General features: G+C 69.0%; 14 protein-coding genes. 11 read left to right on the top strand and 3 right to left on the bottom strand.

All coding sequences use genetic code 11. The annotated features are described in order from the left end of the window. The 4 genes from ACFYYH_RS33815 to ACFYYH_RS33800 all read left to right on the top strand — a co-directional run. The coding region (locus ACFYYH_RS33815; RefSeq protein ID WP_388559554.1) for a hypothetical protein at positions 1 to 399 on the top strand (399 nt) is incomplete at its 5' end. A gap of 206 nt (positions 400 to 605) precedes the next feature. After that, a complete protein-coding gene (locus ACFYYH_RS33810; protein ID WP_388559551.1) occupies positions 606 to 1,310 on the top strand; it encodes a class I SAM-dependent methyltransferase in 705 nt (234 codons plus the stop codon). A 533-nt stretch (positions 1,311 to 1,843) separates the two neighbouring features. Next, positions 1,844 to 2,953 carry a hypothetical protein gene (locus tag ACFYYH_RS33805; RefSeq protein ID WP_388559549.1) on the top strand — a complete coding sequence of 370 codons (1,110 nt, stop codon included), beginning with the start codon at positions 1,844 to 1,846 and terminating at the stop codon, positions 2,951 to 2,953. A 326-nt stretch (positions 2,954 to 3,279) separates the two neighbouring features. After that, entirely contained in the window at positions 3,280 to 4,452 is a 1,173-nt protein-coding gene (locus tag ACFYYH_RS33800; protein ID WP_388559546.1) for a tyrosine/phenylalanine carboxypeptidase domain-containing protein, read from the top strand. Positions 4,453 to 4,537: 85 nt separating this feature from the next. On the opposite strand, the gene ACFYYH_RS33795 is transcribed toward ACFYYH_RS33800, so the two are convergent. Both ACFYYH_RS33795 and ACFYYH_RS33790 read right to left on the bottom strand, forming a co-directional pair. Continuing rightward, entirely contained in the window at positions 4,538 to 5,341 is an 804-nt protein-coding gene (locus ACFYYH_RS33795) for a hypothetical protein (RefSeq protein ID WP_388559544.1), read from the bottom strand. A 132-nt stretch (positions 5,342 to 5,473) separates the two neighbouring features. After that, complete coding sequence (locus ACFYYH_RS33790; protein WP_388559542.1) at positions 5,474 to 5,761, bottom strand: hypothetical protein; 288 nt, start codon at positions 5,759 to 5,761, stop codon at positions 5,474 to 5,476. 277 nt (positions 5,762 to 6,038) lie between these two features. On the opposite strand from ACFYYH_RS33790, the gene ACFYYH_RS33785 reads away from it, so the two are divergent. Next, positions 6,039 to 6,287, top strand: coding sequence for a helix-turn-helix transcriptional regulator (locus ACFYYH_RS33785; protein WP_388559539.1), 249 nt, complete (start codon positions 6,039 to 6,041; stop codon positions 6,285 to 6,287). Further along, positions 6,284 to 6,814, top strand: coding sequence for a hypothetical protein (locus ACFYYH_RS33780; RefSeq protein ID WP_388559538.1), 531 nt, complete (start codon positions 6,284 to 6,286; stop codon positions 6,812 to 6,814). The genes ACFYYH_RS33785 and ACFYYH_RS33780 overlap by 4 nt, the downstream gene beginning before the upstream one ends. A 198-nt stretch (positions 6,815 to 7,012) precedes the next feature. On the opposite strand, the gene ACFYYH_RS33775 is transcribed toward ACFYYH_RS33780, so the two are convergent. Next, positions 7,013 to 7,735, bottom strand: coding sequence for a right-handed parallel beta-helix repeat-containing protein (locus ACFYYH_RS33775; protein WP_388559536.1), 723 nt, complete (start codon positions 7,733 to 7,735; stop codon positions 7,013 to 7,015). 198 nt (positions 7,736 to 7,933) lie between these two features. Here ACFYYH_RS33775 and ACFYYH_RS33770 point away from each other — a divergent pair, with 198 nt between their 5' ends. The 5 genes from ACFYYH_RS33770 (at position 7,934) to ACFYYH_RS33750 (ending at position 10,950) form a co-directional block, all read left to right on the top strand. Next, positions 7,934 to 8,230, top strand: a complete 297-nt coding sequence (locus ACFYYH_RS33770) for a hypothetical protein (protein ID WP_388559534.1) — start codon at positions 7,934 to 7,936, stop codon at positions 8,228 to 8,230. Positions 8,231 to 8,396: 166 nt separating this feature from the next. Continuing rightward, positions 8,397 to 8,753 (top strand): PRC-barrel domain-containing protein, encoded by a 357-nt coding sequence (locus tag ACFYYH_RS33765; RefSeq protein WP_388559531.1) that lies wholly within the window; start codon positions 8,397 to 8,399, stop codon positions 8,751 to 8,753. 28 nt (positions 8,754 to 8,781) lie between these two features. After that, positions 8,782 to 8,952 (top strand): hypothetical protein, encoded by a 171-nt coding sequence (locus ACFYYH_RS33760; protein WP_388559528.1) that lies wholly within the window; start codon positions 8,782 to 8,784, stop codon positions 8,950 to 8,952. A 246-nt stretch (positions 8,953 to 9,198) separates the two neighbouring features. Next, positions 9,199 to 9,642, top strand: coding sequence for a hypothetical protein (locus ACFYYH_RS33755; RefSeq protein WP_388559525.1), 444 nt, complete (start codon positions 9,199 to 9,201; stop codon positions 9,640 to 9,642). Between the two features lie 162 nt (positions 9,643 to 9,804). After that, on the top strand, positions 9,805 to 10,950 hold the full coding sequence (locus tag ACFYYH_RS33750) for a PLP-dependent cysteine synthase family protein (protein WP_388559522.1): 1,146 nt from the start codon (positions 9,805 to 9,807) through the stop codon (positions 10,948 to 10,950). The last annotated feature ends 36 nt before the right edge of the window (positions 10,951 to 10,986 follow it).

Here is a 10,986-nt window from a genome sequence, read left to right as displayed (position 1 = left end):
GTCCTCGACGACGACGCGGACAGCACCACCGTCGAGGACTGGCTGCGCGGAAACGGCGACCCCGCGAGCAACCCCCTGCCCTCCCCCTCCGACGCAGCCGAGGTCCCGGGCCCCGACGCGAGCCCGCTGGAACGGCTCCTGCACGACAAGGGCAAGCTCTCACGCCTGGACTACGAGGCCAACACCGACTGGTGGAACGCCTCCCTCGGCATCGGCTTCGGCATCTCCGCAGGACAGTTCTCCCTCGGCTTCAAGCTCTTCGGCATCGACATCACCCACGAGAGCAAGACACAGACCATCACCGGCGACCCCACCTACGCCACCGGACCGAAGAGCGGCGGCGCACGCCCCTGGGTCGAATGGAAGAACTGCACCCGGACCACCCCCATCACCACCTGATGGAGGGCCCCTCCGAACGCCGCCCCGGCGGCACTCGCCGCCGGGGGCTGGGACAAGGGGCGCCGGGGCCGGGTGAGGGGCGGCGGATGGGCCGGTCGACCGCCTGTCTCGTTCTTGACTACAAGGTGTGTTGAGTCCATTCCAGAATGTGATGTCCCGGGTGCGGCGACCGCCATGCCCCTGTAGCGGAACAGGAGCATGCGGCGATGACGCAGGAACCAGCGGCCGTACCGGCACCAGACACCAAGGTCGAGGGCTCACAGGAGGCAGCCCGCCCCTTCGACGCCCTGGGCCTGACATACGAGGAAACGTACGCGCACCTGCCCGAGCAGCTCGCGGCGATCGACTGGCTGCTGGCCCGGCTGCCCGCAGCGGCGAAGGTGCTCGACATCGGCTCGGGCACCGGGCGGCCGACCGCCCAGCGGCTCGCCGCGGCCGGGCACCAGGTCTCGGGATACGACGTCTCGCAGACCATGGTGGACCTGGCCCGCGCCCAGGTGCCCGCCGCCCGCTTCGAGCTGGCGGACGTCCGCGCCCTGCCCGACACCCCGCGGACCTGGGACGCGATCACGGCGTTCTTCTCGCTGTTGCAGATGCCACGCGCCGATCTGGTCATCACCTACGCCCGGATCGCGAACTGGCTGGCTCCCGGTGGTCTGTTCGTCCTGGCCGCCGTTCCCCTGGACGTGGACGACACCGAGATCGAGTGGATGGGGCAGACCGTACGCGCCACCAGTTACCCCGCCGAGGCCTATCCCGAACTGCTGCGCACGGCCGGGCTGGAGGTCGTCCACCACCAGCTCAGTGTCTTCCATCCCGACTTCCCCGGCATGGGCGCCGAAGAACATCTGTTCCTGTACGCCCGCAAGCCCGGAGATCCGGCCGCCCCCGCGCACACGGCCGGTCCTTGACCACCGGCCGTCGTCGTGCTCGGCCGCCTCTTCCCTGCCGAGCCCGGCCCGGTGACGGTCCAGTGACGGACCGGTGACGGCCAGGCGAAGGCTCAGTGACGGCCCGGCGACGGCCCGGCCGGGGCGCTGAAGCGTGTTCCGGCCATCTGCGGTGGCGGTGCGCACGGAAGCGGGTGGGACGGAAGGGACGGGGTGCGACGACAGATCACGGGGGAACGGCCGGACCGGCCGACGCGCACCGCGCACCACGGTGGCGGTGCGCGTCCCGGAACCCCTGGGACAGGTGTGACGGACACCGGAACGGCTGGCGGAGAACGCCACAGCGGGCCGTTCTTCTGGGACGGTGAGCGCCGGGCCACAAGCGTGTGACACACCGTCGGGACACGGGCGGGGCGCACGGGCCTCCGCGGTTCCCCACAGCCGCCGCAGGACAGCGCCGAGACCGCCCGTCCCGGAACGGCACACGCCGGACTTCCGCACCACCGCACCGGACCGCGCAGGCAGCACCGACCTCACCAACAGGAGGTACGCCCATGCACGCCCGCACCGCAGCTCCGTCGAACAGACCCGTCCGGGCCATTCTGCTCGTCATGGGGATGCTGGCCGCACTGCTGGCCGCAGCCCTGCCCGCCGCCGGCACCGCCCACGCCGCCGTCCCCGACCGCTGGGGATTCGCCTATCTGGACAACGCCACACCGCCCCCCGGTTATGTACCCGACCCCTCCCGCCAGTGGGGCAGTTGGACCTCTCCTTCCGCCAACCCCGTCAAGGTCGACCAGCTCGGCGTCGGCTCGTACGTGGTGCACTTCCCGCAGATCGGCGGCCGGGGCGGGATCGCCCACGTCACCGCGGTCAGCAGAGCCGCCCACTGGTGCCAGGTCGCCGACTGGCAGCCCGTGGGGTCCGGTGAGGACGTCTACGTCGACTGCTATCTCCCCAGCGGCGCACCCGACAACTCCACCTTCACCGTCCTCTACACCAGCAGCAGCGGCGCTCCCGCCACACCGACCGGCTCGTACGGCTACGTGTACTCCGACACCAGCGGCGCGGTTCTCACCCAGTACAACTCCACCGGGGCCGTGAACACGGTGAGCAAGGGCTCGACCGGCGTCTGGAAGGCATGGCTTCCCAATCTCGGACTGTCCGGCTACGCCGGCAACCTCCAGGCCACCGCGGTCGATCCGAAGCAAGGGGCACACTGCAAGGTGTCCGACTGGGCGCCGGGCGCCACCGGGCAGACCGTCGTGGTCGCCTGCTATGACGCCTCCAACGCCCCGTACGACGCCAAGTGGACCCTGAGTTACTCCTATCTGCGGGCGGTCCACGGACCCGCCTTCCCGCCGAGGTCGTTCGGCTACCTCTGGTACAACGGATCGCTGCCCCCGCTGACCAACTACAACTCCAGCGGTGCCACCAACACCCTCGGCGGCTCGGGAGCGCCCTTCGTCATCACCCTGCCGTCGGTGGCCGTCCCCTCGGACACCGCGCAGACCACCGCCTACGGCAGCGGCCCCGCACACTGCAATCTGAACACCCCGTGGGCCAGGACCGGCGGCGCCGCCCAGGTCTACGTCAGCTGCTACGGCCCTGGCGGAGCTCCGGTGAAGGCGCCCTTCTTCACCGCGTACACCTCGGCGTTCTGACCTCCCGTCCCGGCCCCTCCCACGGGCCGGACGACTCCTCGTAGGCCGCGCGCCACGAGCTTGCGGGACGTCCCGCCGGACGGCGAACGACAGCGGTGGACCCTCGATCCGTTCATGAGCGTGGGTCCACCGCGGTTCGGAACGTGTGCGGCGAGTCCTCGCCGCACACGTTCGGCAACCGAGCGCCCCCCGACCACCGGGGTCCCCTCACCCAGGCGAAACGGCGAGGTTAGCGTTCCGGCAGAGGGGAACAGACATCCGAGAGAAAGCTCCGGATACAGCGCCCGCTGAGGACCGGATGATCACGATCTACGGAGCGGCCAGGCGTGAATCCTGAGATCGAACGAATGCGGCGCGCCGACTCCGCGGCTACCCGCTTCAGGGCCGCCACCGGCGGAATGTCGCTGCTGAGACTCGTACTGCCCAACGATCTCAAAGGTCATCGGGAGCGGTTCCTCCGCGACGCGGAGCGGGGCGCTCCGGACAATCCCCGGTTCACGTACACCGAGCCGGACGGGAAAAGAGCCGAAGACCTGCGGAAGGTCCATGCGGACGCGGTTTCCCGGGGTGATCCGTGGCACCAGTTGATAGCGGACGAGGCCGAGCGGTATCTGTTCGGATATCGTGCCTGCGCGAGCCACGACGCCGTACGGATCACAGAAGCCACCTCGCGGGAGAACGGCACCCCGGACGCGGATCTGCTCGCTGACGCGCTCCGGATTCTCCGTACGGAGAAGCATGACACTCCCGGACAGCGGCGGCCGGAACTGAATTCCGATGATGCCTCCGCCGCGATCGCGGACGTTCTCGGTGAGGAGGACCTATCCGACTGGACGGTGCTCGTCAAGCCGGATATGGCGGCCCGGATGAGTGTCTCCATGGCCGACCGGTCGGTCCGGATCCGGGCGGACATACGTTTGTCGGAGGACGAACTCGTCCGGCTGATCACTCATGAGATAGGCACTCACGTCTTTCGCTGGAAGAACGCCGTGGCCGGGGCCAACATCCTCGGCCTGCAACTCTCCGGCCATACGGCCACCGAGGAAGGGCTCGCCGTCTGGAACGAACAGCGGGTGTCCGACGGTGACAGCCTCGACCGGAGATTCGCCCTGCGCGTGGTCGCCGTGCACACGGCTCTGGAGGGGAGTTTCACCGATGTCGTCCGAGCGCTGGTGCCGTACACCCCACTCGGCAGCGCCTTCGATGTCGCGGTGCGGGTGAAGCGGGGTCTCACGGACACATCGGTGGCCGGGGGCTTCGTCAAGGACCATGTCTATCTGTCGGGTTACCGCATGCTCCAGAGGCACTTGAACGGCCACCCGGGCGACCACGACCTCCTGATGAGTTCGAAATGGCCGCTCCACCGGCTGGACCTCCTGCGGGACGCCGATCTCGTCGCCGGGCTCGGCGACGGCATCAGACGACCCGACGGGGCGTTCGTCGCACGCGTGCGGGCCCGCGTACGGCAACGACGGAAGCCGCCGACCGCCGACGGCTGAGCCCACGCCGACGGCTGAGCCCACGCGAGGAAACCGTGCGGGGGTGTGTCCTCGCGGGGCGGGGCCGGTGGTCCGGGCGGAGGAGTCAGTGATCGAGTTCTTCTTCGTCGCCGAGCGCGCCTGCGCCGTGGGCGGTGGGGACGGAGGATGCGGGAGTCCCCGGAGCGGGTGCGCCGGCCGCGTGCCGTGCGCCGTCCTCGTTCCGTGCGCTGGGAACAGTCCCCTGGGGGGTCTGGCTGTCCACGACCGCGAGCCTGCCCTTCTCGGGTGCGGCCGAGCCGCCCGGCCCGAACACTTCGGCCAGCTTGTCCGTCCAGCGATCAGCCGGCTGCTCCCGGACCACCTGGCGTCCCTTCCCTCTTTCGAAGTTCCCGTAGACGATGGTTTCCAGGAGATTCTCGTACTTCATCTCGAACTGTCGGCCGACACCGGACATCCCGTCCCGTGCGAAACACCGGAAGCGCAGGTACGCCGCGTCGGCGTCTCCCCGTGTGCGTCCACCGACGGTCTCGATGATGTCTTCGCTGTAGGTGACGGTGTAGACACCTGACACACCTTCACCCTTGTTCTTCCTGCTACGGCCCGTGCCGCTACGGCCCTTGATGGACATCGGATCCGGCCGCTCACGCATGATCAGCTTGCTCTTGTTCCGCCCTGCGGAGTTCTTGTAGACGAGGACCAGCTCGAATCTCGGGTCCGCCAGGATACGTCTGCTCTTGTTCACCAGCTTGATGCTGTATCTGAGCTGCTGCCTCTCGTCGGACCACCAGACGGCGATTTCGGGAGAGATCTCGACACTCGGCCTGAACAGCCGGAGCCCCAGCAACGAGAGCCCCGAGGCACTGAGGGCGACGACGACTTTCTCAGCGATGCTGACCAATAAGTCCATCTGGGCACCACGGACGTTTCCTCACCACGAAACCGATCCGGTCTTCGCGCCATGGCATCTTCTCGATCGGGCCCGAGCAGCTTCACAGGGAGGCACCCCGGGCCAGGGAACACCTCGCACCCCGGCCGGGCACTAATCAGGGGCCGGTCCCAGAATTTCCGTGATCTCCCCCAGGAACTCGCGCCATGGCTCGGCCTCCGCGTCGCCGCCGTTCTGAAGGGCACCGGCCCAACCCTGCATGACCCACAGCCGGTAGTCATTCCAGATGTGCCCGTTGCCCGGAGGCAAGAGGATCGCCGCTTCGAGGAGACGGTTGTACATTTCCGGCCTGGCCGCAGTGAAAGGCATGCCTCTTTCGATTGCCAGCTGGTAGCCACCGATCTCCTCGAAGAGCACCTTGAGCCTGTCCATGCTGGTCACTCGCACTCCTACGTACTCGCTGAGATCCGGCATGCGATGCGTGGGGGCTGCGTGAGGGTTGCGTGGGGGCTGCCAATGCTAGTTGCGGATGCCCGTGTTGGGCCGGGTACCGCACAGAGGAAGACGTTCCGCGCGGGGCGATCTTTGCTACGCCGAAGCCCTGCTGCCGGTAGACGCGACATGGGGCGTGGCATGAGAGCTGAACCAGCGACACCCCGGGTCCGCGGAAGCGTTCCAGGTGTTGCAGCTCTCCCCCGTGATGTAGTAGTTCTTATATATGAGCGAGCAGGTACACAACAGACTGGCCATGGTTCGCGCCGAGCGGAAGGTGTCGCGGCAGGGCCTGGCCGAGGCGGTGGGAGCGCATTACCAGACCATCGGCTACATCGAGCGGGAGCAGTACAACCCGAGCCTCGACCTGGCACTGAGGATCGCGAAGTTCTTCGAGCTGCCGGTGGAGGCGCTGTTCTCGCTCGAACCGTTCCGGCCGCTCACGGATGAGATCTACGGGAGGAAGACGTCATGACCACCACCCCGCTGACGCGCTACGACCGCAGCATGCTGCGGCTCATGAACGACCGCCGAGGCCGACCGCTGTACGCCACGGCGCCCCGTCGGCGCCTGGTCGTCGCCGCACATCTGGTGCTGACCGCGGCCCTCGGCGGGCTCATGACGTACTTCTTTCTCGCGGAGGGGGAACCGGTCTGGGCCGTCGCCGTCATGGCGGTGCTGCTGCTGCCCTGGATGGTCGCGACCGGGGCGATCAACGCGGCCACCCGTGGCCTGCTCGAACTGCGCGAACGGGCGCTGGACGAACGCCAGTCCGCCGAACGCACCCGGGTGCAGGCCCGCGCCCACCGGGCGATGACCCTTCTCCTCGCCGCGACCGCCGCCGGCCTGTTGACCGTGGGCGCGGCCGACGGCAACGCCCCCACGGCGTACGCGGCACCGGTACTCATCGCGGTCCTGGCAGTGCACTGGCTGATGCCGTTGTGGGTGGCGGGCCTGATGGCTCAGGACGAACCGGCCGAGGACGACAACCCCGCGGCCTGACGAGTTCACCGCGCCAGGCTCACCGGCCGAGGGCGGTGCCGTGAAGGCACCGCCCCATGTGTCCCGGTGGGCAGGGTCAGTCCCACCACGGCGTGCGGGAGGTGGTGCCGCGGAGGAACCGGCGTGGCGCGCCGGTCGACGAAGGCGAGCTGATGCCTGGCACCGGCCGCCCACCAGCCACGGCACCGCGACCACCCGTCAGAGCTTCGTGTTGCCGCCCTTGTTGGTGATGCTCGCCTTCTTGCAGTTGCCCCAGGTGAGCTTCAGGCCGGTGCTGCCCCCGCCCTTGCCGCCCCACTTGATCAGCGAGATCTTCTTGCCGCCGTAGCCGCCGCTCTTGTACTTGTTGCTCTTGAAGACGTTGCCGCTTCCGCAGGTCTCGCCCTTCTCCAGTCGGCCCCACTCGCTGAACAGGCCGTACTGGCCGGAGCCGCTGAAGGTGTTCCCGCTGATCGTGTTGTTCTTGCTGCCGTCCCTGATCCGCACGGGGTCGCCGGTGATGGAAGAGAACTTGTTGCCGGTGATGCTGCTGCCCGAGGTCTTGACCAGGTAGATCCCGTGCATGTTGCCGCCATTGCGCAAGTTGGAGAAGGTGTTCTTCTTGATCACGATGCCGGAGGAGTTCTTGACATGGACCCCGGCGTAGCCGGTGGAGCCACTGAGGTTGGTGAACTGGTTCCCGGACACCGTGACGTTCTTGACATTCCTGAGCAGGATGGCGTTGTCGTGGCCGGAGAACTTCTTGCCGCTGATGGTGAAGCCGCCGGGGCCCCCGTCGATGCAGAGCTGGTAGTCGCCCTTGGGGCACTTGACCTGGCCGGGGTACTTGGCGGCGGCAACCGCCGAACTCGGTGCGGCCATGCCTGCCAGTGCCAGGGCACTACCGACGGCGGTAGCGGTGAGGGCATGACGGATGTACATAGGTCTCTCCTCGGGTGCTGCTTGCTACTGGTTCTCGCTGGATGCGAGAACCACTCTTCCTGGGAGACCTTGGGTAAACCTGGAACCGACGGTGAGGCGCCTGCTCGCGCCCCCGGCTGCGGGGGGCGCGAGCCGTACTCGGGGTCGGTGACCGACAGGCGGTAGATGTGTTTGGTGTGCATCCACGATCGGGCGTAGGTGCACCACTGGGAGGTCGCGGGCAGCCAGACGTTCGGCGGCCGCTCCCCCTTGGAGGAGTTGCCGCTCACCGAGACCGACAGGAGCTGTGAGTGCTCCTGGTCATTGGCGAAGGTCCGCCGCCGCTCGGGCGTCCAGCGGCTGGCACCCGAGGTCCAGGCCGGTGCCGCCGCCGAATCGCCCAGCGATCCCGTCGGCGGAGCGTACTGGACGCCCTCGGGGGCGGGGTGGACAACGACACCGCCGTCCTCGCGCCGAGCGTGCCCCGCCCGCACCCGGCAGGAGCCGCGGAAGTGAGCCTCTGACCGAAGGACGAGGGCGACGATCGCTGCCGCGGAGGCCGGGCCGACGATGCCGTGTCAGGCCCGCTCCGCGAGCGTGCCCACTCGGTGTGGGCGGGTGTTCGGGGGGAAGGTGGAGAAGCAGCGGCTCGGCCACACCTCGCACGAAGGGAACATCGGGGATGATCCAGATCGCGGATATTCGTGAATGGCGGACCCACGACGTTCTTGACGTGGGCGGCCATAAAATCGGCATGCTGGAGGCCGTCTACGTGAACACGAGCACCGACGAGCCTGCGATGGTCACCGTCCGTGTCGGGCTTCCCACCCGCCACCACCTGGTCTTCGTCCCCCTGGCCGACGCGATCGCGGGCCCCGGCTACGTCAAGGTCGGCTACGACAGATCGCTGGTGAAGAAGGGGCCGGCGATCGGCACGGACGACGTTCTGCCCGCTGAGGACGAGGCGGCGGTATTCGCACATTACGGCCTGCCCTACCAGCCCGGTGCGAACGGCGAGCGACAACTCGCCCGCCGCTGATCCCGCCCCTCAACGAGGTGACTGTGCCATGACGCTCTTCCTGCTCCTTGTCATCGCGGCGATCGTGCTGGGCATCATCGGCGCCGTCGCCGAGGGACTGCTCTATCTGCTGGTCATCGGCGTCGTGGTGTTCGCCGCCGCCCTTGTGTACTTGGGCATGCACCTGCGTCGCTCCGGCCGGCGCCGCCCGCTCCGCTGAGCCGCCGACGCGGACACTCGCGCGAGAAGCAGCGCCGGTCCGAGAGGCGACCGCTGCTCGCGGGACTGCCGTCCCGCGGGCGTCCGTACGCTCTGTTCACGGCGCCCCCCTGGCGATGCTGAACCACGCGGGCCGCAGGGCGAGCGAGCCCCCGCTTTCATCTGACAAGCTGCCGAGCCCGTCTGTAACGAGATGGACCGCCCCCACTCGGGCACTTTGAGCGACCGATCGATTACTCTTCGCGATGTGTCGATGAGGGTGGGCTCCGGTGGTTCCCGGGCTGCGTTGTGCCGGGTGGCGCTGGTGACGGCGCTGGCCGGGCTGCTGCATCTGCTGGGCTGCGCTCATGGCCCGCAGCCGGCGGGGGTCGAGCGGTCGGACACGCTGGCCGCCGTCACGTCCACCGGCTCCGAGGCGGACAGCGCGGCCTCGGTCTTCACCGCGGCGGCGGTCCGGGCCACCCCCGACCGTCATGACGCGGCGGGATGCGCGGATGTGGACGAGCCCGCGACCGCGAGTCCCCGGGTGGACGTCCAGGCACGCCCCTGGGCCGGCGGCGGGATGCACCTGCCGGAGGCCGCCGACGGGGAGTCGGCCCGGGGCCGGGCGCCCTGCCGTGCCGGGGAGGACCGGCGCAGCAGGGCGGAGTACGGCCGTACGCGTGCCGTACTGGGGGTGTGGCGGACCTGACCGGACCGCGGCGCTGAGGGAGCGGCACGGATTGCGTGCTCCCTCGGACGGCGTCACCGGCTGATCCCCCGTCCTCAAACACCGGCCTGCCCCATCGCAGTCTCTGCCTGGGCGCGGCCGCAGGAGACCAGTGCGATGAATTCCGCGACGAGTTCCTTCCCCATGCCCTCTTCCGTTCTGGCGCCGGCCCAGTTGCTGACCGGGGCCGCCCGCCGCGCCCACACTCCGGCTTCTCTGGTCGGTGAGACCCCAGTCCTGTGGATCGGTGAGCCGTTCACCGCCGCCGGGCGCGGTTTCTGGGCCAAGCTGGAGGGCCACAATCCCGGCGGTATCAAGGACCGCACCGCCTTGTTCATGGTCGACCGGGCCCGCGAGCGCGGTGATCTGCCGGCCGGGGCGCGGATTGTGGAGTCGACCTCCGGCACGCTGGGCCTCGGCCTCGCGCTGGCCGGGATCGCCTACAGCCATCCGGTCACTGTGGTCACCGACCCCGGAATGGAGCCGTTGGTGTCGGGGTTGATCACTGCCTACGGCGCCGAGGTGCAGATGGTGTCCGAGCCACATCCGGTGGGGGGTTGGCAGCAGGCCCGCCAGGAAAGGGTCGCCGAGCTGCTGGCGAAGGATCCGGACGCATGGTGTCCGGACCAGTACCACAACCCCGACAACGTGGCCGCGTACGCCGGACTCGCCCAGGAGCTGATCGCGCAGTTGGGACGGATCGACGCCCTGGTGGTCAGCGTGGGAACGGGCGGGCACTCAGCCGGGATCGCCTCGGTGCTGCGTGGCTACTTCCCCGCGCTGAGGGTGATCGGGGTCGACACGACCGGATCCACGATCTTCGGGCAGGAGGCCGCTCCCCGGCTGATGCGCGGGCTGGGCAGCAGCATCTACCCCCGCAATGTCGACTACACCCTGTTCGACGAAGTGCACTGGGTCGCCGCCGACGAGGCGGTGTGGGCGGCGCGGGCCCTCGCCCGCTCGCGGTACGCGACCGGTGGGTGGAGCGTGGGCGCGGTCGCCCTGGTCGCTCGCCATCTGGCCGCCGCCCTTCCGGCCGAGGCCAGGATCGCCGCGGTCTTTCCCGACGGTCCGCAGCGCTACGTCGGAACCGTTTTCGACGACACCTGGTGCCAGGCCCACCAGTTGCTGGGGCGCGAGCCGGCCGACGCGCCCGACCGAATCGCGCATCCTGGTGAGCGCACCGTCAGCCGGTGGACGAGGTGCGAAACGGTCCTGGACCCCGTGCCCTCCCTCGCCGGGGGCAATGCCGCCGCCGGTGAGCCCGGCATCGCGGGAGTGGCTCGGTGACGACCCCGTGGACCGCGACCAGGAGTTTCCCGCCGA

Source organism: Streptomyces sp. NPDC002018, from assembly GCF_042890865.1.
In the GTDB taxonomy this organism is placed as follows: Bacteria; Actinomycetota; Actinomycetes; order Streptomycetales; family Streptomycetaceae; genus Streptomyces.
The sequence above is the reverse complement of the archived record's forward strand: the minus strand, read 5'-3'. Positions and strand labels throughout refer to the sequence as shown.